The following is a 22,332-nucleotide window of genomic DNA, read 5'->3' as shown; positions in this document are numbered from 1 at the left end:
ACCGCTTTGGCTACGCCCCGGTCACCTCGCGGTGGCCGGGGCGTAGCGTCGCGGGGTGAGGCGCGGCGTCAGGACATCCGGGCGGCTCGACCCGAACACGGTGTGGGAGCGGTATGCCGTCCCCAACGTCTGGTCGTCCTGGTCGCCACAGATCCGAGGCGTGGAGGCATCGGGACCGCGCATCGTCGACGGGATGACCGGTCTGGTCCACGGACCTGTCGGGGTGCTCATCTCGTTCGAGGTGCTGCGCGTCGACGAGGTGCGGCGCTGGTGGTCGTGGCGGGTGCACGCCGGGCCTGTCGTGCTGCGCCTGGAGCACGAGGTGCTCGTGCGCCCGGACGGGGGTAGCGACACCACCCTCGAGGTCGACGGTCCTGCGCTGGTGGTGCTGGCGTACCTGCCGCTGGCTCGGATCGCGCTGCGCAACCTCGTCACGACCTGAGGAGTCGGCACATCCAGGTCGGTTGACGCCCGCTGCTGGGCACGCTGCCGTCAGCCCCAGACGAGCCCCTTGCTGGGGTCCGCCATGATCGCGGCGAGATCGGCGAGGAAACGGCTGCCCAGCTCACCGTCGATCAGGCGGTGGTCGAACGCGACGGCGAGCTGCGTGACGTGCCGGATCGCGATCTCATCGTCACCGGCAGCGTTCGTCACGACCCATGGTTGCTTACGGATGGCACCGAAACAGACGATCGCGCTCTCGCCGGGGTTGAGGATCGGGGTGCCGCTGTCGACGCCGAAGACGCCCACGTTGGTGATGGTGACGGTGCCGCCGGCCATGTCGGCCGGCTGCGTCCGTCCCTCGCGCGCGACCCTTGTCAGCTCGCCGATCTCGTTGGCGAGCTCGAGCATGGACATCTGGTCGGCGTCCTTGATGTTCGGGACGAGCAGACCGCGTGGGGTCGCCGCCGCAAGGCCGAGGTTGACGTAGTGCTTGACGATGACCTCCTGCGCCTGCTCGTCCCACGCCGCGTTCATGCCCGGGTTGCGGCGCAGCGCGAGGCAGAGCGCCTTCGCGAGGACGAGCAGCGGGGTGACCTTGACCTCGCGGAAGTCCCTGTCGCGCTTGAGGTTCTCGACGAGCTCCATGGTCGCGGTGACGTCGACCGTGACCCATTCAGTGACGTGCGGCGCGGTGAACGCGGAGGCCACCATCGCCTGCGCGGTCATCTTGCGAACACCCTTGACCGGTATGCGTGTCTCGCCGCGCGAGTTCGCCGGGTACCTCTGCCCGCTGAGCGGCGCGTACAACGATGAGCCCTCGCGGTCCGAGTTCGCGGGGGTATGGCCATGGCCGTTCGCGCCCTGCTCGTCGGCCCCGTTGGCAGCGTGGCTCTCGACGTCGGTGCGGGTGATGGTGCCGCCCTCGCCCGACCCCGCGACCTGGTCGAGGCCGACGCCGAGGTCCTTCGCCAGCTTGCGCACCGGAGGCTTGGCGAGCGCGCGCCCTGCGCCGGGCGTTGTAGTGAGGGCCGCAACGCCGCCGGGTCCGGTGCGAGCACTGCGGGAGGTGTGCTCGCCGACCGTTCGCTCGGGTGCAGGCACGAACTCGTCGGGGTCGCGTATCGGCAACCCGGCGTCCTTACGCGGGCGGCGTTTGGCCTCGGTCTGCTTGACGCCGTAACCCACGAGCACCGCGGTGCGGCCCGTGGACGTGGTGCCGCCGATCTTGCCCTCCTCGATCTCGGGCTCGCCGTCCGCGGAGGTGACCTTGGGGGCCGGAGTCCCGACCATCCCCGGCTCGACGGCACCTTCCGCCGGAGCCGTGGCCACTGCCGTCGCGTCCGGTGCGGGTGCACTGCCGCCGGTGTCGACGGAGATGATCGGCGTGCCGACCTCGACCGTCTCGCCCTCCCCGACCAACAGCGCGGTGACCGTCCCGGCGAAGGGCACCGGGAGCTCGACGAGGGACTTGGCCGTCTCGATCTCGACGACGATGTCGTTGACCTTCACGGTGTCGCCCACAGCGACGCGCCACGTGACCAGCTCGGCCTCGGTCAGCCCTTCGCCGGGGTCGGGCAGACGGAAGTCTTTGACAGGCATACGGTCAGTTCCTTTGATGAGCAGCGATACTCGGCGTGAGATCAGAACTTGAGCGAACGGTCCACCGCGTCCAGCACCCGGTCGAGGTCAGGGAGGAACTCCTCCTCGAGCCGGCTCGGCGGGTAAGGCAGGTTGTAGCCGCCGACCCGCAGCACCGGCGCTTCGAGGTGGTAGAACGCCCGCTGCGTCACCGCTGCGGCGATCTCCGCACCGAGCCCGAGGAAGGTCGAGGCCTCGTGCACGACGACGAGCCGACCGGTCTTCTCCACGGAGGCGACGACGGTGTCGAGGTCCAGCGGGCTCAGCGAGCGCAGGTCGATCACCTCGAGCTCCGTGCCCTCCTCGGCTGCGGCCTGCGCGGCCTGCATGCACGTCTTGACCATCGGGCCGTATGCCGCGAGTGTGCAGAGCGAGCCCTCGCGAACGACAGCGGCGTCGTAGAGCCCGTGCGACGGGCCGCTCTCGTCGATGTCGCCCTTGTCCCAGTAGCGGCGCTTGGGCTCGTAGAAGATCACCGGGTCGTCGGTCTCGATGGCCTGCTGGATGCCCCAGTACGCGTCCTGTGCGTTCGAGACGGCAACCACCCGAAGTCCGGCGGTGTGCGCGAAGTAGGCCTCGTTGGACTCGCTGTGGTGCTCGACCGCGCCGATGCCACCGCCGACCGGGATGCGGATCACCATGGGCAACGTGATCGTGCCGAGCGAGCGGGCCCGCATCTTGGCCACCTGGCTGACGATGTGGTCGAACGCGGGGTAGACGAACCCGTCGAACTGGATCTCGACCACCGGCCGATAACCGCGCAGCGCCATCCCGATCGCCGTCCCGACAATGCCAGCCTCGGCGAGCGGGGTGTCCATGACGCGGTCCTCGCCGAAGTCCTTCTGCAGACCCTCGGTGACTCGGAAGACACCGCCGAGCTTGCCGATGTCCTCGCCCATGAGGACGACCTTGGGGTCCTTCTCCATGGCCTGGCGCAGCCCGCTGGTGATGGCCTTCGCGATGGTGAGCTGCGTCATGCCGACACCTCCTCGTGCGCGCCGGCGAAGCTCGCCTGGTAGGCCAGGAACTCGGCCCGCTCGGCTGCCACCAGGGGATGGTCCTCGACGTAGACGTGGTCGAACATCGCCTCGCCCGTCGGGTCGGGCATGCTCAGGCAGCCCTCGCGCACGTCGGCCGCGAGGGCGTCCGCCTCGGTCGTGATCTGGTCGAAGAACGCCTGGTCCGCCTTGCCCTCGTGGGCCAGGTATGCCTTCAGCCGCTCGATCGGGTCGCGCAGCTTCCAGACCTCGACCTCGGCCGAGACCCGGTACTTCGTGGGGTCGTCCGATGTGGTGTGGGCGCCCATCCGGTAGGTCCACGCCTCCACCAGGAATGGCCCCTGGCCGGACCGGGCCTCTTCGAGCGCGTGCTTGGTGACGGCATACACCGCCAGCACGTCGTTGCCGTCGACCCGCACCCCGGGGAACCCGAACCCGCGAGCGCGCTGGTAGAGGGGGATCCGGGTCTGGCGGTCGTTGGGTTCGGAGATGGCCCACTGGTTGTTCTGGCAGAAGAAGACGACCGGCGCGTTGGTGACCGCGGCAAAGACGAACGACTCGCTGACGTCGCCCTGCGAGGTGGCGCCGTCGCCGAAGTAGGCGATGACAGCGGCGTCGCGGTCGGGGTCACCCGTGCCCACCGCGCCGTCACGCTGGATCCCCATGGCATACCCCGTCGCATGGAGCGTCTGAGCGCCGATGACGATCGTGTAGAGGTGGAAGTTCTTCTCGTTGGGGTCCCAGCCGCCGTGGTTCACGCCGCGGAACAGGCCGAGCAGGTTGAGCGGGTCGACGCCGCGGCACCAGGCAACGCCGTGCTCACGGTAGGTCGGGAAGGCGTAGTCCTGCTTCTTGAGAGCACGGCCGGAGCCGACCTGGGCGGCCTCCTGGCCGAGCAGTGACGCCCAGATGCCGAGCTCGCCCTGCCGCTGCAGCGCGGTGGCCTCGGCGTCGACCCGGCGGATCAGGACCAGGTCGCGGTAGAGCCCACGCAGGTCGTCGTCGGTCAGGTCGTCCACGTAATGGGCATACGGCGAGGCGGCCTCGTTCGCCACCCGCTGGCCCTCGGGCGTGAGCAGCTGCACCATGTCGGGACCGCCGTCACCGACCGCGGGAACCGCAGCCGTCAGGGTGGTCCCGCCCCGAGCCTGCGAGGTGTGGTCCCTGTCTTGGCTACTCACGCGATGCTCCTTCTCGGCGACCACGGGGAGGCCCCCAGGTCCAGTCACGACACCGTCCGGGGTCGCCGGTCGATATCGCCACGTGTCCAGATGTTCTCGAGATGAGCGCGGCCCGGTAGGGCCGAACTCACCATCGAGCCGTTCCGGGCCAATCTAGCCGGGGCCCTTCATATCTCACAATGCGGACGGCGCGCAGACGGTATGCGGGGGTCCGCACCGCGCCGGCAGGTGCTCCCTCGGTCAGCGCGCACCTCCATGGTGGAGCACGCACCGATGCGAATTGCGCGCATCTTCGACGCAACCGCGCACCTGAAACGATGCGCGCGCACGGTGGGCGGTAAGCGTGTCTCGACCAAGGTGCGCGCACACGTCGCGCGTGCCCGCACGTGTCGGCTGCCGCATCTGGCCGAACGTTATCCACACCGTGCGACCGCCTCACACCACCATCCACAGGCTCCCGACGCCGGATGGCGCGCACTGTCGCCATCTTCGGAAACTGGGTCTATGGACGGATGGCAGGCGGTTGCAGATGCAGAGGGGTTGGTCGCCGTCGCCGATGCGCACGCGGTTGGGCTGTCTGCCTATGACCTGGCGCGTCTGGTCGGCGCAGGGGAGCTGATCCATGTGTGCCGGGGGTGGTACAGCCTGCCCCCGCCGCCGATGTCTCCCGATACCAACCATCCGGCCGAGCACCGACGACGGCTGCACGCGATCCAGGCCAGGGCTCAGATCCGTGCGTTTGACGGTCGCGCCGTTGCCAGCCACCACTCCGCCCTGGTCCTCTCACGGCCTCCTCGTGTTTGCCGCGGATCTTCGACAGGTGCATCTCACCAGGAGCGCAGACAACCAGTCGAGGCGCCGGCGGGGTCTGACCGTGCATCAACACGTTGCCGGGTCTGCGCACCGTGACCTCGTCATGGAGGTCGGCGTCGCCATTGTTCAGACCGGGGTGACCAACGGGTCGATGGCAGCGCTCGTCGCGGCAGACGCTGCTGCACACCGGGGCCTGGTCTCGTCCGAGGACCTGGCTCGCTGCGCAGCACTGGTCAAAGGTCCGCACGTCTGGCGGGTGCGCCATATCCTCGGACAGGTCGACGGCCGCTCGGAGTCGCCCGGCGAAACGCGGCTGCGCCATGCCACCGGAGCCATGAGGCTGGCGTCCACCCCTCAGTTCCGCATCGAGGACGGTGCGTTCCTCGCCGTGGTCGACCTTCTCTTGGAGGGGTCGCGCGTCGTGATCGAGTTCGACGGGTTCGTCAAGTACGGCCGCGTGACCTCAGGCTCGATGGCTCCGACGCCGGGAGACGTCGTGTTCGCGGAAAGGACGCGTGAGGACCTGCGCGCACATCCGTCGACTCGCACTCACCGCCCATGCGCAGCGCGACTCGACGACCCTGCGCGCATCGTTCGTACCTTGTGCGCGACTCGACGACCCTGCGCGCAACAGCCCGACCCCCCGTGCACGTCGATGCGCTGCGTGGCCTGACGTGCGCGGGTGAACCGGGTTCCGTCCCGTCAGCGCGGCCCGAACTCGCCCGCTACCTCGATCAGCCGGTCGTTGGCTTCTGGCTCCGAGATCGTCACGCGGACGCCGTCCTCGCCGTACTGCCGCACCATCAGGCCCGCCTCATGACACGCGGCGGTGAAGGCCGTCGAGTGCTCGCCCAACGGGAACCAGACGAAGTTGGCCTCGCTGGCCTGCAGCTTCCACCCTTGCTCTCCCAGCGCCTCGGCCACCCGGGCGCGTTCGGCAACAAGCGCCTCGACGCGTTCCTGCAGCTCGGCCACCGCCCCCAGGGACGCGACGGCCGCCACCTGGGCGATCGAGCTCACCCCGAACGGCACCGCCGTCTGACGCAGCGCAGCGGCTACGCGGTCGTGCGCGATGGCATACCCGATCCGCAGGCCCGCCAGCCCGTAGGCCTTGGAGAACGTCCGCAGGACGCACACGTTCGGCCGTTCGCGCCACACCTCGACCGCGTCTGGGGCCTCGTCGTCGGCGACGAACTCGACGTATGCCTCGTCGAGCACCACCAGGACGTCGTCCGGCACGCGGTCGAGGAACCGGTTCAGCTCGCCGCGGTGCACCACCGTGCCGGTCGGGTTGTTCGGCGAGCACACGATGACGACCCGGGTGCGCTCGGTGACCGCGGCGGCCATCGCGTCAAGCCGGTGCCGCGCCTGGCTGTCCAGCCCGACCTGCACCGACGAGGCGCCGGCCAGGGCTACGACGATCGGGTATGCCTCGAACGAGCGCCAGGCATACACGACCTCATCGCCGGCGTCACAGGTGGCGGCAATGATCTGACCGAGGACGCCGACGCTGCCGGTGCCTGTGGCGATGTGGGAAGGCTCGACACCGACCGCGTGAGCGATCGCCGCGGTCAAGGACGTCGCGGCCATGTCGGGATAGCGGTTGACGACGGCCGCGGCGTCCTCGATGACGCGACGGACGCTGTCGAGCGGCGGGTAGGGGTTCTCGTTGCTCGACATCTTGTAGGCCGTGAGCCCCTCGCGCAGGTGTGCCGGCTTCCCGGGCACGTACGCCGGCAACCGGCCGAGCGCGCCGCGCAACCGGACCCGTTCGGGCTGGGCAGGCGTCGTCGTCATGCCGACCACTCTAGGGTCGGGCGTAATCAGGTCCAGTACCGCGCCGGAAGCGGACGACCGAAGGCTGCGGCGACCAGGTTGGCCCGCAGCTGCTCCTCCCGCCAGTCCGATCCGCGCTCCGGCACCCCGGCGAGCAGGCCGACCCCGTTGGCGCTCAGCCAGACCGGGCCGGGGACTGCGGGGTTCCCGTGCACCAGGACTGCGGCACCGGGCGCGAACACCCGGTCGACCGGGATGACCCAGGCCAGCCGGCCGTGAGCGAAGAGGCAGGCGGCGACGGTCCCGTCGGGACGCCGCCAGGCCGTGGCTTCGGGCCAGCTGGTCGTCCTCGACGCGTCGGGGGAGCTGGACATCGCTCGCAGGACCTGGATGGGACGACGCCATCTCTGCGCGGCGAGAACCACCACGGCAGCGCAGAGTCCGAGGACGGCCCACCACGGGAAGTCGAGAAGTACGAAAGCTGCGACCAGCGCCGGACTGGCCAGCGTCAGAACGAAACGGGCCGTGCCCTGATGGGTCACGAGAACACGCAACCGGGTGCGAACCAAGTCGTTGTCCTCCAGGTCCGCATGCCCTTCCGCCAGCTGCACTGCGAACGCCAGCTCGTGCAGCGACTTCCTCTCGGCGCGGCGGAGCGCGGTGTCGGCAGTCGGCCCGCGCAGTCCCGATCCCCCGTCGGGCACCGGGTAGAGCTGGACCAGGCGGCGACGCGTCGTCGTGGACGCCCGCAACGCCAGCAACCCGAGCCCGGCCACGGCACCCGTTCCCGTCACGATGGCGAACCACGCTCCGGCGTCGCTCCGAGCGTCCATCGCCATGCCCTGCAGCGGCGCTGCCAGCGCCCTGATCGGCACCAGGGTTCCCGTGGCCACGCCGCTCCCGTGACAACCCAGCTCGGCCCGTCCAGGGCTCCCGTCCGGCAGGCGCCAGGACACGGCGCAGCTGGCCGCACCCGTCGGGTCCGACCACTCGACGACCGTCGCCGTCATCGGGGCGGCCGCCCCCCAGACCGCGAGCCACACGACGCAGACCGCGAGCACCGACGCCGGGAGGATCCCCCAGCGCGGCACCAGCTGTCGGAACGTCACTCTGTTGCCTGCCCGGTCAGGAGCAACCAGCCGTTCGACCTCCCTCGGCCCGACCGTGGCACCCACATCGTGGACGACGCGGGAACCGTCCCGCAGCACATTCGCGTCCACCCGCGGCACCAACCGCGAGTCCGGCCGGACGTACCGACGCACCGCCTGGTTGGGGTCCGACCGCAACGGGACGGCATACCGGCGCCAGGACCGGACAAACACCAACCGGCCACCGTCGCGGTAGAGCCAGCCGCGGCCCTCGCGGCCGACCACCCCTCCCCAGGCGCGTACCCCCGGTCGCCCAGAGAACGGAGCGCAGGCCCACAGTGCCCAGCCGAGGATCGCCATGGCGATGATCAGACCGGCCGCCTGGAGCGACAACCTGGCGACAGAGGACACCTTGTGATCCTAAGAAGCCGACGGCACACCGTTCCCCGACGATGTGCGACGAGACCGAAACGTCATCGTGGCAGGATGCTGGCCATGAATTGGTTGGGAAACGTCCTGGTCAAGACCGTCGTCAACGGGTTGGCCCTGTGGTTGGCCGCCGCCATCGTGCCGGGTATCCACATCGGCGAGACGGGTGACACCACGCGCTCGATCCTCACCGTCTTCGTCGTGGCACTGATCTTCGGGTTGCTGAACGCCGTCCTCAAGCCGATCCTCACGATTGTGTCGCTGCCCTTCGTCATCCTCACGCTCGGGCTGTTCCTGCTCGTCGTCAACGCCCTCCTGCTGGAGCTGACCTCCTGGCTCGCCGGCAGCCTCGACCTATCCTTCCACGTCGACCGCTTCTGGTGGGACGCGATTGTCGGAGCCCTGATCATCTCGATCGTGGCGTCCATCCTCAACGCGGTCATCCCGGACCCCGCACGCGCACGTCGCTGAGCCTTCCATGACCCGATCAAACCGCTGATGGCCCGCCTCTTCGAGATCCACCCCGAGGACCCGAACCCGCGCGCCGTCCGCCAGGTCGCCGAGCTGATCCGGGCGGATGGGCTGCTGGCCTACCCGACCGACTCCGGCTATGCCCTCGGCTGCCGGATGGGCAACCGCGAGGGCAAGGAGCGCATTGCCGCCATCCGGCGCCTCGACGAGCGGCACCACTACACGTTGATGTGCCACGACTTCGCTCAGCTGGGTCCGCTGGTCCAGATCGACAACGCGGTGTTCCGAGCGATCCGCGCGGCCACGCCCGGGCCCTACACGTTCATCCTGCCGGCGACCAAGGAGGTCCCGCGCCGGGTGCTCCAGCCGCGTAAGAAGACCGTCGGCGTACGCATCCCCGACCACGCCGTCGACCTCGCGATCCTTGCCGAGCTCGGCGAACCACTGCTGACCAGCACGCTCATCCTGCCGGGCGAGGCAACGGCCATGACGCAGGGCTGGCAGGTCAAGGAGCTGCTCGACGACGACGTCGACGGGGTGGTGGACGGCGCGACCGGAGACGAGCCCACGACTGTCGTCGACTGGTCGAACGGCAACCCCGAGGTGACCAGGCGCGGAGCAGGGGACCCGACTCCGTTCGAGTGACCGTGGCCCGCGCCGTCGGGATGGAAGGATCACCCTCGTGAGCAGCGATCGGGCGCCCGAGGTGGGACCGCGGTCCGAGCGCGTCACGATCAGCGACATCGCGCGACGGCTGGAGATCTCCAAGGCCTCGGTGTCGTATGCCCTGAACGGACGACCCGGGGTCAGCTCGCAGACCCGGCGGCGGGTGCTCGACCTCGCCGAGGAGCTGGGGTTCCAAGCCAGCTCGGCCGCCGTCGCCCTGTCCGCGTCGCGGTCCGGGACGATCGGACTGGTCATCGCCCGCGACCCGACGGTCATCACCGCCGAGGGCTACTACATGCGGACACTGTTCGGCGTCGAGCAGTACCTCAACGAGGCCGACGCCGCCCTCCTGCTCCGGCTCACGGGCGAAGGAGGGGAGGACCTACACGTCTACCGGCGCTGGGCGAGGCAGCGTCGCGTGGACGGCTTCCTGCTGTACGACGAGCTTGACGACGACCCGCGGATCTCGCTGCTCGGCTCTCTCGGGATCCCGGGTGTACTCGTCACCTCGCGCCAGCACCCAGGTGAGAGGGACGACATAGCCCGGCTCGTCACACCCGAGATCGAGACCATCACCGTCCTCCTCGACCACCTCAAGTCGTTGGGGCACAATCGAATAGCCCATATCAGCGGGCCGATGGCATACATCCATGAGCGGGTACGCGTCGAACTGCTCACGCGCGAGGGGCAGCGCCGCGACATGACCATCCTCCACCTCGAGGGGACCTACGAGTACGACTCGGGCGCGGCGCTCACAAGGGAGGCGCTGACGGGGTGCGGCCGGCACGACCGGCCGACCGCCGTCATCGCGGGGAACGACATCATGGCGACAGCGGCGCAACGGACCGCCGGCGACGTCGGGCTGCGGGTGCCCGAGGACGTCTCGATCGTCGCCTGGGACGACTCCGTGCTGTGCGTGGTGGCACGGCCTCGGATCACCGCCATGGATCACGGGCTGATGGAGAAGGCCCGGTTGGCCACCGACCTGCTGTTCCAGGTGATCGACGGCAGCACCCACCTTCAGCGCTGGTCACCCGTGGGGACCTTGCTTGTGCGGGAGTCCACCGGTCCGGCTCCGTCACCGGCCCCGGCAGCTCGCCAGGACCCAGCGTGACGGTCAGCACTATCGACGTGAACCTCGGTCAGGTGATGCTGTACGGCTGGTCGGGGTTGTCGGGTTTGGGGACGGGGAGGTCTTCGGCAGTAAGCCGAGAGACGACGTAGGGGTTGCCGACGGCCGCCTGGGTGGCGACGGCGCGCACCCAGGTCTGGGGCATCGCGGGGAGGCCCTGTTGGTGCAAGCGTTCTCTGAGGTCACTGATGATGTCGTCCACCGGTCGTCCCTCGCCCGATGCGGCCAGCGCGTCGATGATCCCCTGGAGCTCGATGTCGCGTCGGTGTTGTCCGGACGGCGTCTGGTCGGGGCTCACGTGGCATCACCGGTGACGCCTGCGGTGAGGACCGCGACCGCATCGTCGATGCTCAGCGGAGCCACGACCGCGCCGGGTACCTCTCGGTAGTTGGACGAGTCGACGGCGTAGGTCGCCCCGCTGCCGAGGTCGAAACGCACCTCGCCGCGGACCGCGCGAAGCAGCTCGCGGTGCAGGGACGGGGTGATGGCAATATCCACGGTGGCGGTCACGCGTGCTCCTCAGGCTGACGACGAAACACTCATACACTTGTCATACCGCAACCATTAGCGGCACGCAAACCGCCTTCGCCAGAGAGCCGGCAGCACGTTCCTACGCGTGGTCGTCCAGTCTGGTTCAGCCGAAGAGGAGGCTGTCCTCAGGCGGCTCCCCCGCCGCCTGCGCGAAGATCTCGAGGCAGTGGTGCAAGGCAATCCGGTCCGACGGGGTCATCTGCTCGAGAATCGAGGTGAAGGCGCGCCGTCGGTCCTGCATGATCTGCTCGATGAGCTCAGAACCTTTCGCCGTCAAGGAAAGAAGAAGATTGCGGCGATCACTGGTGGAGGTGCGGCGCTCCACCAGACCAGCGTTGACCAAGCGGTCACAGAGCCTGCTCGCGCTCGACAGATGGATGTCCAGCGCGTCAGCGACGGCGGTTGCCGTCACGTCGGGACGGGTGGCGACCAGGACCAGGACGCGCAGCTGGGGCCAGGTGACGACGTCATCGGTCCGGGCGAGGGAGGTCGCGACGACGGCGGAGAAGGCGCGGGCCGCCCGCATCACCACGTCGAGGTCCGTCGTGGAGATGCCGGGTGCTGGACGTTGTACGGCCACCTCGGTAGTCTCGCGCGATCCAGTCGAATATGCAATGATTGGCTGAGCACAACAATTGCACTTTCGAGAGGAATGGTGACGTCATGGCTCGACTCGTCGCGATCACGGGCGCCAGCGGGGGGATCGGACGAGCGACCGTGCGTGAGTTCGCCCGCCGGGGGGACCGTCTGGCCCTGTTGGCCCGAGGTGAGCTGGGTCTTGCGGGAGCAGAGGCGGAGGCCCGTGAGCTGGGGGCTGGACAGGTGCTCACCATCTCGGTCGACGTCGCCGACGCCGACGCCGTGGCTGCGGCGGTGGAGCGGATCGAGTCGGAGATGGGTCCGATCGACGTCTGGGTGAACGTGGCGTTCACGTCGGTGTTCTCCCGTTTCGAGGACATCACCCCGCAGGAGTACCGCCGGGCGACCGAGGTGAGCTACCTCGGCTACGTGTACGCCACGATGGCCGTCCTGCCGCGGATGCGCAGCCGAGACAGCGGCACGATCGTGCACTGCGGGTCGGCACTGGCCTACCGCGGGATCCCCCTCCAGACCGCCTACTGCGGTGCCAAACACGCCATCCAGGGTTTTCACGAGGCGCTGCGCTGCGAGCTGCTTCACGAGCGCAGCAACGTGCACGTCACCATGGTGCAGATGCCGGCGCTGAACACCCCGCAGTTCTCCTGGGTGTTGTCCAAGCTGCCCGAGCACGCCCAGCCCGTGCCACCCATCTATCAGCCGGAGGTGGCCGCCCGCGCCCTCGCCTTCGCCGCCGACCATCCCAAGCGGCGCGAGTACTGGGTCGGCGCGAGCACCGTTGGCACCCTGGCCGCAAACGCCCTCGTACCAGGACTTCTCGACCGCTACCTGGGCCGTACCGGCTTCTCCTCGCAGCAGACCGGAGACCTCAAGACCGAGGGCGACCCCGCGAACCTCTGGGAGCCGGCGGACGGCGAGGGCGGACGCGACTTCGGGGCCCGGGGGGCCTTCGACGACCGCGCCCACGCCTACAGTCCGCAGCAGTGGGTCGCGCACCGTTACCCCCAGCTGTCTGCCGCCACCGTGGGGCTGGTCGCGGTCGGAGCGCTGGCGTGGGCGCTGGGTCGACGCAGGTGAGCGACCGCCGGGATCAGGTCGTCCGGGCCGCCGGTCTGCTCGCTGCCACGTGGGGAGCGCTGCTGCTGACGCGAGGAGACGCCATCTGGCGGGCGGTCGACGGCGGATCGGCGGCCCCCGTCGACGAGCTGGCCATCCGCGCCCTCGGCGCGCGGCACCTCGTCCAAGGCGCCGCACAGGTGATCGCCCCCGATCGTCTCCAGCGGGTGTTCGTCGCCGTGGACGTCATCCACACGGCGACCATGCTCGCCCTGGCGGCGGTCGACCCCGGTCGCCGCCGACCCGCTCTGCTCACCGCGGGGGTCGCGGCCGCGAGCGCTGCCACCACGCTTGCCGTGCGGGCCTCCCGATGAACGCAGTAACAGCGGAGCGGGTGGTCGGCTACCCGCCACAAGCCCTGCGAGAGTATGCATTTCTCGCCGATGGTCATCGCGGGGCCTTGCTCGGCCCGCGCGGGGACGTATCGTTCCTGTGCGCCCCGAGGTGGGACTCGCCAGCCGTGTTCTCGCACCTGTTCGGGGGCACCGGGGTATATGCCGTCACCCCGACCGAGACCTTCGTCTGGGGTGGCTACTACGAGCCGGGAAGCCTGATCTGGCGCAGCCGCTGGATGACCACCTCTTGCCTCATCGAATGCCGGGAAGCCCTGGCTCAGCCCGCCGACCCCCACCGCCTGGTCCTGCTGCGACGGATCGAACCGGGGGGTCCCAGCCCAGCCACGGTCGACGTCAGCCTCCAGCTCGGCGCCGACTTCGGCCGGGTAGCAACCACCAAACAGCGCCGGGACGACCAGGGCCGGTGGACCATGACGGCAGGCAACCTGACCTGCCGCTGGTCCGGAGCCGCCGAAGCGACCCACAGCAAAGACGGGGTGCTACGGCTGACACTCGAGATCCCGGCCGGGGAGCATCACGACCTCATCCTCGAGATCAGCGACCGCACCCTGCCCGAGCCGGTCGACGCCGAGCGAGCCTGGAGCGCGACCGCCTCCTACTGGCGCGAGCACGTCCCCGCGTTCGAGGAGTCCGCCGCTCCCCGCGACAGCCGACACGCGTACGCCCTGCTGCGGGGCCTGACCCAACCGGGCGGCGGGATGGTCGCTGCCGCCACCCTGGGGCTGCCCGAACGCGCGGAGGCCGCTCGCAACTACGACTACCGCTATGTGTGGCTGCGCGACCAGGCCTACGCCGGCATCGCCGCCGGCGTCCACGAACCACTGCCGCTGCTCGACGAGGCCACCGCCTTCACCACCGCCCGCCTCCTCGAGCACGGCGACACCATCGCACCCGCATACCGGCTGGACGGCACCCTGCCACCCAAGGAGCAGACCATCGACCTCCCCGGTTATCCGGGCGGGCAGGTCAAGGTGGGGAACTGGGTCCGCGGCCAGTTCCAGCTCGACAGCTGCGGCGAGATGCTGCAGCTCTACTCCACCTCCGCCCGTCACGACCGCCTCAGCAGCGAGGACCACCGGGCCCTGACCACGGTCGTCGACATCATCGAGAAGCGGTGGAAGAAGCCCGAGGCCGGGGTCTGGGAGCTCGATGACGCGTGGTGGACCCAGTCCCGACTCGCCTGCGTCGCCGGGCTGCGCTCCATCGCCGACCAACCGGGCGCGGTCGACACCACCCGAGCCCTCGGGCTCGCCGACGCGATCATGGCCGAGACCTCGAAACGCTCACTCGGACCGGGCGGTGCCTGGCAACAGGCCCCAGACCGACCACGCGTCGACACCTCCCTGCTCCTGCCCCCGGTCCGTGGCGCTCTCTCGCCAGACGACCCCCGAAGCCTGGCCACCCTGGACGCCGTGTCCGAGCAGCTCGTAGAGGACGGCTACGTCTACCGCTACGCGGTCGGCGGCCAGCCGCTCGGACAAGCCGAAGGCGCCTTCCTCATGTGCGGCTTCATCATGTGTCTCGCGCAGCTTGCCGCCGGCAACCATGTCGAAGCCTTCCGCTGGTTCGAACGGCAACGCGCTGCTTGCGGCCCGGCCGGTCTGCTGTCCGAGGAGTTCGACGTGCGACAGCGACAGCTGCGCGGCAACCTCCCCCAAGGTTTCGTCCACGCCATGCTCCTGGAATGCAGCCAGCGGTTGGGGGACGCCCCAGGGGGCAGCGCCCGATGAACGAGGTCGAAGGACCGGCATGGTCACGAAAGAGTCACGACTTAACCGGTTAGGTTGACTCCTTAACCGGTTAGGTGGAGCCTCGGCTTCACCACTCCAGAACCCACCGGACAAGGGAGTCCCCACGTGAGACTGCGTTCACTCTTCGCGGCGCTGACCATTCCTGCCGTCGCGCTCACCGCGGCAGCCTGCAGCAGCAACAGTGGCACGGCCACCGGATCCGGCAGCGCCGGCGGCGGCGGTGCCGGCACGACACTGACCTACTGGGCCAGCAACCAGGGCACCAGCCTGGACAACGACAAAGAGGTGCTGACGCCCGAGCTGGCCAAGTTCACCCAGCAGACTGGTGTCAAGGTCAACCTCGAGGTCATCGGCTGGAACGACCTGCAGACGCGCATCCAGACCGCCATCACGTCCGGCTCCGGCCCCGATGTGCTCAACATCGGCAACACCTGGGCCGCCTCGCTCCAGGCGACGAACGCATTCATGCCGTTCGACGACACAGCGTTCAAGGCCATCGGCGGCAAGGACAAGTTTGTTCCCACCGCCCTCAAGACCGGCGGCAAGGAGGGCGAGGACCCGACGTCGGTTCCGCTTTACGGGCTCGCCTACGGGATGTACTACAACAAGGCGATGTTCAAGGACGCCGGGCTCACGCCTCCCACCACCTGGGAGGAGATGATCACCGACGCGCAGAAGCTGACCGACGGCGCCAAGGGCACCTACGGCATGTCGATCGCGGCGGGAAGCTACACCGAGAACGTCCACTTCGCCTTCATCAACGCCGCCCAGAACGGCGGTGACTGGTTCGACAGCAGTGGCAAACCGACCTTCACCAGCGACGCCAACGTTCAAGGCGTGCTGCGCTACCTGGACCTGATGCAGAAGAACAAGGTCGTCAACACCTCGAACGCGCAGTACGACAACGGCACCAAGGCGGTCAACGACTTCGCGACGAAGAAGGTCGCGATGATCATCAACCAGAACAACGCCGGCAACTCGATCACCTCCAACGGTATGAAGGACGACGACTTCGGGGTCGTGCCCTTCCCGTCGCCCGCCGGGGGCAAGGCGATCGCGACGTTCCCTGCCGGCATCAACCTGTCCGTGTTCAAGAACACCAAGAACAAGGACGCGGCGCTGAAGTTCGTGAGCTTCATGACCTCCAAGGACACGCAGGCGTCGCTCGGCAAGCCGTTCTCGACGCTGCCCGTGCTCCAGGGCGCTACCCCCGCGTTCACGACGAACGCAGACCTGGCCAAGACGTTCCAGAACATCTACGAGACCATGTCCAAGCCGCTCCCGCTCGTGCCCGCAGAGGACCAGTTCGAGAGCACCGTGGGCAAGGCCATGAACACCATGTTCGCCAAGATCGCGACCGGTGGCACCGTCTCGGCCGATGACGTCAAGGCGGCGCTGCAGACCGCGCAGGACCAGGTCAGCGCCTCCAGCTGACCCTCCCGGCCGTCCTTGTGGGTGGCCCGGCAGCACGTCTGCCGGGCCACCTGCACCCCAACACCCCGGACCGCTCATAAACGCGAAGAGGTATCCCGTGTCAGCGCCGACCGTCACCCCGACGCCAGTCCCACCCGTCACCCGGACACCCCGGGCCCGCCGGAAGCGGTCGTCGGACCGTCGACACCGGCTGCTGCCCTATCTCCTGCTGGCTCCGGCCGTCATCATGGAGATCCTGATCCACATCGTGCCCATGGTCGTGGGCATCTGGATGAGCTTTGTCAAGCTGACCAAGTTCTACATCGCGAACTGGTCGCAGGCGCCGTGGGCCGGCCTGAAGAACTACGCCATCTCGGTGGACTTCAGCGCCAGCATCGGTTCCGCGCTGCTGAAGTCCTTCCTTGTCACCCTCGCCTTCTCCGCCCTGGCCGTCGCCTTCTCCTGGGGCCTCGGGATGGCCGCCGCGGTCGCCCTCCAGCAGCCCTTCCGCGGGAGGGGACTGGCGCGCACCCTGCTTCTCGTCCCGTATGCCCTCCCGGCCTACGCGGGGATCCTCACCTGGAACTTCATGCTGCAGCGCGACACCGGCCTGGTGAACCACGTCCTAGTCGACAACCTGCACCTGTTGTCCGACCGGCCCTTCTGGCTGATCGGCAACAATGCGTTCGCCTCCGTCGTGATCGTCGCGATCTGGCGGCTGTGGCCCTTCGCGTTCCTCACCCTGATGGCCGGTCTGCAGAGCATCCCGACCGACCTCTACGAGGCGGCCGCCGTCGACGGTGCCAACAACACCAAGCAGTGGCGCCACATCACGCTGCCATCGTTGCGGCCCACCACGATGGTGCTGGTCCTCGTTCTCTTCCTCTGGACCTTCAACGACTTCAACACCCCCTTCGTCCTGTTCGGCAACTCGCAGCCCGCAGCGGGCGACCTCATCGCCTTCCACATCTACAACGCCTCGTTCCTCAACTGGAACTTCGGCGTCGGGTCGGCCATGTCGGTCCTGATGTTGTTGTTCCTCCTCGTCGTCACGGCGATCTACCTGCTCGCCACCCGCGAGAAGTCGGAGCCCAAGAACAGCGCTCCCCGAACGCCGACACCTGCCGTCTCCGTCCGGAAGGAGGCCCCCAGTGCGTGACACCGGAGCTTTCCGCGCATACCGCGCCGTCGTCCTGGTCGCTCTCGGTCTGTTCACTATCGTGCCGCTCTATGCGATGGTCTCGTCGTCGCTGAAACCACTCAGCGATGTGCAGAACAACTTCACCTGGTGGCCCACCCATCTGACGATCGACCCGTTCGTCGAGATGTGGTCGACGGTCCCCCTCGCCCACTACTTCGTCAACAGCCTCATCGTCTCGTCCTGCGCCACCATCGCCAGCGTGGTGCTCGCGATCGTCGCGGCGTTCGCGGTCTCCCGGTTCCGGTTCCGGGGGCGGACCGTCTTCACCACCACGGTGCTCTCGACGCAGATGTTCCCCGGCGTGCTCTTCCTGCTGCCGCTGTTCCTCATCTTCGTCAACATCAACACGGCCACGGGGATCCAGCTCGTCGGTACCCGGCTGGGGCTCATCATCACCTACCTGACCTTCTCGCTGCCGTTCGCGGTCTGGATGCTCGTCGGCTACTTCGACAGCATCCCTCGCGAGCTCGACGAGGCGGCCATGGTCGACGGGTGCGGCCCGCTCGGTGCGTTGTGGCGCGTGGTCCTCCCGGCAGCTCGCCCGGGTGTCATTGCTGTGGCCATCTACTCGTTCATGACCTCGTGGGGCGAGGTGCTGTTCGCGTCGGTGATGACCACTGACGAGAACCGGACCCTCGCCGTCGGTCTGCGGCAGTACTCCACGCAAACCAACATCTACTGGAACCAGATCATGGCGGCGTCCCTCGTGGTGAGCATCCCGGTCGTCATCGGGTTCCTGCTCGTCCAGCGCCAGTTCGTCGCCGGGGTGACCGCCGGGGCGGTGAAGTGAGCGACGACCTCGGCACCAGGTGGCAGCTCGAGGCTCGTGAGGGGCCGACACCAGCGGCGATCGCCGGACGTACCATCCCGGCGACCGTCCCGGGCACGGTGCACACCGATCTCCTTGCGGCGCAGCTGATCCCGGACCCCTACCTCGACGAGAACGAGACTACGCTTGCGTGGGTCGGACGGACGTCCTGGCGCTACACCACGTCGCTCGACGTCGATCCGCCGGCGGCTGGCGAGCACGTCGAGCTCGTGTTCGCCGGCCTCGACACGGTCGGTCAGGTGCGGTTGGGCGACACGCTCCTGGGATCGGTCCAGAACATGCACCGGACGCACCGGTTCGACGTGACCGGCGCCCTGCTGCGCGGCCAGCGTGACCTCGTCGTCGACTTCGCCGCCCAGCTCGACGCGGCCGAGAGGGCCAGCGCGGAGCTCGGCCCTCGACCCTTCGTCAACGTGCACCCCTACAACGCCGTCCGCAAGATGGCCTGCAACTTCGGGTGGGACTGGGGGCCCGACCTGGTCACGGCCGGAATCTGGCGACCCGTATGCCTGCAGCGCTGGCACACGGCGAGGCTCGGGCCCGTCCGATCTCTCGTCACCGTCGAGAACGGCACCGGCCGGATCGAGGTGCACGCGCAGGTCGTCGTCAGCCCGGACGGTCCCGCTCGACCACAAGCGCCTGATCCGGCGATGACGTTGCGGCTGCAGTGCGGCGGTCGCGCGGCCAGTGCGACGGCGACCGCCGGCGACAACGTCATTGTGCTCGAGGTGCCCAACGTGGAGCTGTGGTGGCCGCGAGGCTACGGCGCACAGCCGCTCTCGGACCTGCTCGTCGAGCTGCTGGTGGGCCACGACACGGACGACACGGGTGAGAGGCTCGACACCTGGCAGCGCCGGATCGGGTTCCGCACTGTTCGGCTAGACACGACCCCCGACGAGGACGGAACACCGTTCCTGTTGCAGGTCAACGGAACCACGACATTGGTCAAGGGCGTGAACTGGATCCCCGACGACTGCTTCCCGCACCAGGTCGACCGCGACCGGTATGCGGCACGGCTCACTGACGCTGTCGACGCCGGTGTCAACCTGGTCCGGGTCTGGGGCGGGGGGATCTACGAGAGCGACGACTTCTACGACCTCTGCGACGAGCTCGGCCTGATGGTCTGGCAGGACGCCCTGTTCGCCTGCGCGGCGTACGCCGAGGAGCCACCACTGCGCGACGAGGTCATGGCCGAGGTCACCGAGGCGGTGCACCGGCTCAGTCCACACCCGAGCCTGGTGCTCTGGAACGGCAACAACGAGAACCTCTGGGGCTACGAGGACTGGGGCTGGCGCAAGAAGCTCGGTGACCTCACCTGGGGTCGCGGCTACTACCTCGACCTCCTCCCCAGGATCATCGCTCAGCTCGACCCGACGCGGCCCTACTCCCCCGGCAGCCCGTGGTCGTTCGACGAACGGATCCACCCCAACGACCCGGCGCACGGGACCAGCCACCTGTGGGACGTGTGGAACCGGCTGGACTACACGGCATACCGGCAGTCGGTCCCGCGTTTCGTCGCGGAGTTCGGCTATCAGGGCCCCCCCACGTGGACGACCATGACCGACGCGGTTCACGACGAGCCACTCGGCCCGCGGTCGCCTGGGATGCTCAGCCACCAGAAGGCCGAGGACGGCGACGCCAAGCTCGCCCGAGGGATCGGGCCGCACCTGGACGCACCCTCGGACCCGGAGCACCTGCAGGACTGGCACTGGGCGATGTCGCTGCAGCAGGCACACGCCGTCCGCTTCGGGATCGAGCACCTGCGCTCGTGGCAGCCCGTCAACACCGGCATGGTGGTCTGGCAGCTCAACGACTGCTGGCCGGTCACCTCGTGGGCGATGGTCGACGGTGCGGGTCGACGCAAGCCGCTGTGGCATGCGGTCAAGGCGGCCTACGCCGAACGACTGCTGACCATCCAACCGCGTGAGCGTGGTCTGGTGCTGGCCTTGTGCAACGACACCGACCAGCCATGGAACGCACGAGTTCGGTTGCATCGCAGGACATTCGACGGTCTGGAGCGGGCCGTGAGCGTTATCGCCACCACGGTGCCGCCCCGACAGTCCGAAACCGTGCCCATCGCCGCCGCGCTCACCTGGGAAGCCTCGACGACCGACGAGCTCCTTCTCGCGCAGACCGACGAGGAGCGGACGGTGTGGTTCTTCGCCGAGCCGAGGGACCTGCGCCTCAGCGACGTATGGACGGGTCTCTCGGCGCGCGCGACCGACACGGGCTATGCCGTCCGCGTGTCCGCAGGGTCACTGCAACGGGACGTGACCCTGCTGGTCGACAAGGTCGATCCCATCGCGGTGGTCGACACCAGCCTGGTGACGCTGCTCGCCGGTGAGACCCACGAGTTCCGGGTCGCGAGCTCGGCGGTCGTCGACCCGACCCGGTTCCTGCACCCCTCGGTCCTGCGTTCCACCAACCAGCTCGTCGACCACACCGCACACGCACGCCCACTTGCGCCGATCACAGGAGACTCCGACATGACCGACACCGAACTCAGCATCCCCCGCTTCCCCGAGGGGTTCCTCTTCGGCGCCGCGACAGCGAGCTACCAGATCGAGGGCGCGGTCGACGAGGACGGCCGCACACCGTCGATCTGGGACACCTTTTCGCACACGCCGGGCAAGGTGCTGCACGGCGACACGGGGGACCTGGCCGCGGACCACTACCACCGGATGCCAGAGGACGTCGCGCTGATGAAGGACCTCGGCCTGCAGGCATACCGGTTCTCGCTGGCCTGGCCGCGGATCCAACCCGGCGGTAGCGGTGAGTTCAACGTCAAGGGGCTCGACTTCTACTCACGCCTCGTCGACGAGCTGCTGGAGGCGGGCGTCGCCCCGATCGCGACGCTCTATCACTGGGACCTGCCCCAGGAGCTCGAGGATGCCGGCGGCTGGACCACCCGGGCGACCTCGGAGGCGTTCGGCCGCTATGCATCCAAGGCCGCCGAGGTGCTGGGCGACCGGGTGCACTCGTGGACGACACTCAACGAGCCGTGGTGCTCGGCCTACCTGGGCTACTGCTCGGGGGTGCATGCACCTGGGCGCGAGAGCCAGGCCGACTCGCTCTCGGCTGTCCACCACCTCAACCTCGGCCACGGGCTCGCCGTCCAGGCGATCCGGCAGGCCATCCCGGGTGCCTCCTGCTCGGTCACCCACAACCTGCACGTGATCCGGCCCGCCGACCCCCACTCCGCCGAGGACCTCGACGTGGTGCGCCGCCTCGACGCGCTCGGGAACAGGGCGTTCCTCGGACCGGAGCTCGACGGCGCATACCCACAGGACCTGCTGGCCGACACCGCCTCGGTCACGGACTGGAGCTTCGTTCGCGACGGCGACCTGGAGGCGATCCACCAGCCGCTCGACCTGCTGGGCATCAACTACTACACGACGAGCGTGGCTCGGAAGTGGGACGGGGTCACCGAGCGCAACCGTGAGGACGGGCACATGGTTGCATCGCAGCCGCCGTGGCCAGGCCCCGATGATGTGGACTTCGTCCTCGAGTCGGGCCACCGCACCCAGATGGGCTGGCTGGTCGACCCGGCCGGTCTCACGGAGCTGCTCGTGCGGACCGCGAAGGACTACCCCGGGCTCCCGCTGATGGTCACCGAGAACGGCGCCGCGTACTCGGACGTGGTCAGCCCGGACGGCGCCGTGCACGATATCGACCGGCTGGACTATCTGCGGCGTCACCTGCATGCAGTCCGTGACGCCATCGACGCAGGCGCCGACGTGCGCGGTTACATGCTCTGGTCGCTGCTCGACAACTTCGAATGGGCCTGGGGCTACGAGCGCCGCTTCGGCGTCATCCGCGTCGACTACGACACCCAGGTGCGCACGGTCAAGGACTCGGCTCGCTACTACGCCGAGGTGATCCGAGCGAACTCCTGAGCCTCC

At 68.7% G+C, this 22,332-nt stretch carries 20 protein-coding genes; 12 read left to right on the top strand and 8 right to left on the bottom strand.

The window, feature by feature from the left end; all coding sequences use genetic code 11:
* Window positions 1-55: 55 nt before the first annotated feature.
* A complete protein-coding gene (locus ABI385_RS06135) occupies window positions 56-442 on the top strand; it encodes a hypothetical protein (protein ID WP_348102863.1) in 387 nt (128 codons plus the stop codon).
* 50 nt (window positions 443-492) lie between these two features.
* On the opposite strand, the gene ABI385_RS06130 is transcribed toward ABI385_RS06135, so the two are convergent.
* From ABI385_RS06130 to pdhA, 3 genes are read right to left on the bottom strand one after another with little or no spacing between them, the layout of a single operon-like run.
* Entirely contained in the window at window positions 493-2,043 is a 1,551-nt protein-coding gene (locus tag ABI385_RS06130) for a dihydrolipoamide acetyltransferase family protein (protein WP_348102862.1), read from the bottom strand.
* Between the two features lie 41 nt (window positions 2,044-2,084).
* A complete protein-coding gene (locus ABI385_RS06125; protein ID WP_348102861.1) occupies window positions 2,085-3,059 on the bottom strand; it encodes an alpha-ketoacid dehydrogenase subunit beta in 975 nt (324 codons plus the stop codon).
* Window positions 3,056-4,210 (bottom strand): pyruvate dehydrogenase (acetyl-transferring) E1 component subunit alpha, encoded by a 1,155-nt coding sequence (gene pdhA / locus ABI385_RS06120; RefSeq protein ID WP_348102871.1) that lies wholly within the window; start codon window positions 4,208-4,210, stop codon window positions 3,056-3,058. The genes ABI385_RS06125 and pdhA overlap by 4 nt, the downstream gene beginning before the upstream one ends.
* Before the next feature lie 925 nt (window positions 4,211-5,135).
* Between pdhA and ABI385_RS06115 the strand changes: the two genes are divergently transcribed.
* The gene (locus tag ABI385_RS06115) at window positions 5,136-5,747 is read left to right on the top strand and encodes a hypothetical protein (RefSeq protein WP_348102860.1); all 612 of its coding nucleotides are present in this window, start codon (window positions 5,136-5,138) and stop codon (window positions 5,745-5,747) included.
* 29 nt (window positions 5,748-5,776) lie between these two features.
* On the opposite strand, the gene hisC is transcribed toward ABI385_RS06115, so the two are convergent.
* On the bottom strand, window positions 5,777-6,871 hold the full coding sequence (gene hisC / locus ABI385_RS06110; protein WP_348102859.1) for a histidinol-phosphate transaminase: 1,095 nt from the start codon (window positions 6,869-6,871) through the stop codon (window positions 5,777-5,779).
* Window positions 6,872-6,897: 26 nt separating this feature from the next.
* On the bottom strand, window positions 6,898-8,349 hold the full coding sequence (locus tag ABI385_RS06105; RefSeq protein ID WP_348102858.1) for a hypothetical protein: 1,452 nt from the start codon (window positions 8,347-8,349) through the stop codon (window positions 6,898-6,900).
* 84 nt (window positions 8,350-8,433) lie between these two features.
* On the opposite strand from ABI385_RS06105, the gene ABI385_RS06100 reads away from it, so the two are divergent.
* Genes ABI385_RS06100 through ABI385_RS06090 form a run of 3 tightly spaced genes read left to right on the top strand, consistent with a single transcriptional unit; the run spans window position 8,434 to window position 10,618 of the window.
* Window positions 8,434-8,838, top strand: coding sequence for a phage holin family protein (locus ABI385_RS06100; RefSeq protein ID WP_348102857.1), 405 nt, complete (start codon window positions 8,434-8,436; stop codon window positions 8,836-8,838).
* A 27-nt stretch (window positions 8,839-8,865) separates the two neighbouring features.
* A complete protein-coding gene (locus tag ABI385_RS06095) occupies window positions 8,866-9,483 on the top strand; it encodes an L-threonylcarbamoyladenylate synthase (RefSeq protein WP_348102856.1) in 618 nt (205 codons plus the stop codon).
* A 37-nt stretch (window positions 9,484-9,520) separates the two neighbouring features.
* A complete protein-coding gene (locus tag ABI385_RS06090; protein ID WP_348102855.1) occupies window positions 9,521-10,618 on the top strand; it encodes a LacI family DNA-binding transcriptional regulator in 1,098 nt (365 codons plus the stop codon).
* A 28-nt stretch (window positions 10,619-10,646) separates the two neighbouring features.
* On the opposite strand, the gene ABI385_RS06085 is transcribed toward ABI385_RS06090, so the two are convergent.
* The 3 genes from ABI385_RS06085 to ABI385_RS06075 form a co-directional block, all read right to left on the bottom strand.
* Complete coding sequence (locus tag ABI385_RS06085) at window positions 10,647-10,934, bottom strand: hypothetical protein (RefSeq protein WP_348102854.1); 288 nt, start codon at window positions 10,932-10,934, stop codon at window positions 10,647-10,649.
* On the bottom strand, window positions 10,931-11,146 hold the full coding sequence (locus ABI385_RS06080; RefSeq protein ID WP_348102853.1) for a hypothetical protein: 216 nt from the start codon (window positions 11,144-11,146) through the stop codon (window positions 10,931-10,933). The genes ABI385_RS06085 and ABI385_RS06080 overlap by 4 nt, the downstream gene beginning before the upstream one ends.
* Window positions 11,147-11,270: 124 nt before the next feature.
* Window positions 11,271-11,747 carry a MarR family transcriptional regulator gene (locus ABI385_RS06075; RefSeq protein ID WP_348102852.1) on the bottom strand — a complete coding sequence of 159 codons (477 nt, stop codon included), beginning with the start codon at window positions 11,745-11,747 and terminating at the stop codon, window positions 11,271-11,273.
* Window positions 11,748-11,830: 83 nt separating this feature from the next.
* On the opposite strand from ABI385_RS06075, the gene ABI385_RS06070 reads away from it, so the two are divergent.
* The 7 genes from ABI385_RS06070 to ABI385_RS06040 all read left to right on the top strand — a co-directional run bounded on the left by ABI385_RS06070 (window position 11,831) and on the right by ABI385_RS06040 (window position 22,326).
* A complete protein-coding gene (locus ABI385_RS06070) occupies window positions 11,831-12,841 on the top strand; it encodes an SDR family oxidoreductase (protein ID WP_348102851.1) in 1,011 nt (336 codons plus the stop codon).
* The gene (locus ABI385_RS06065; RefSeq protein WP_348102850.1) at window positions 12,838-13,194 is read left to right on the top strand and encodes a hypothetical protein; all 357 of its coding nucleotides are present in this window, start codon (window positions 12,838-12,840) and stop codon (window positions 13,192-13,194) included. The genes ABI385_RS06070 and ABI385_RS06065 overlap by 4 nt, the downstream gene beginning before the upstream one ends.
* Window positions 13,191-14,966 carry a glycoside hydrolase family 15 protein gene (locus ABI385_RS06060; protein WP_348102849.1) on the top strand — a complete coding sequence of 592 codons (1,776 nt, stop codon included), beginning with the start codon at window positions 13,191-13,193 and terminating at the stop codon, window positions 14,964-14,966. The genes ABI385_RS06065 and ABI385_RS06060 overlap by 4 nt, the downstream gene beginning before the upstream one ends.
* A 126-nt stretch (window positions 14,967-15,092) precedes the next feature.
* Window positions 15,093-16,421, top strand: a complete 1,329-nt coding sequence (locus ABI385_RS06055; protein ID WP_348102848.1) for a sugar ABC transporter substrate-binding protein — start codon at window positions 15,093-15,095, stop codon at window positions 16,419-16,421.
* A gap of 97 nt (window positions 16,422-16,518) precedes the next feature.
* Window positions 16,519-17,559 (top strand): sugar ABC transporter permease, encoded by a 1,041-nt coding sequence (locus ABI385_RS06050; protein WP_348102847.1) that lies wholly within the window; start codon window positions 16,519-16,521, stop codon window positions 17,557-17,559.
* Window positions 17,552-18,391, top strand: a complete 840-nt coding sequence (locus tag ABI385_RS06045) for a carbohydrate ABC transporter permease (RefSeq protein WP_348102846.1) — start codon at window positions 17,552-17,554, stop codon at window positions 18,389-18,391. The genes ABI385_RS06050 and ABI385_RS06045 overlap by 8 nt, the downstream gene beginning before the upstream one ends.
* A complete protein-coding gene (locus ABI385_RS06040; RefSeq protein WP_348102845.1) occupies window positions 18,388-22,326 on the top strand; it encodes a GH1 family beta-glucosidase in 3,939 nt (1,312 codons plus the stop codon). Before ABI385_RS06045 ends, ABI385_RS06040 begins: the two co-directional genes overlap by 4 nt.
* The last annotated feature ends 6 nt before the right edge of the window (window positions 22,327-22,332 follow it).

The organism is Lapillicoccus sp. (assembly GCF_039935575.1).
GTDB lineage: Bacteria > Actinomycetota > Actinomycetes > Actinomycetales > Dermatophilaceae > Lapillicoccus.
Note: the sequence above shows the minus strand (reverse complement) of the source record. Positions and strands in the feature narration are given on the sequence as shown.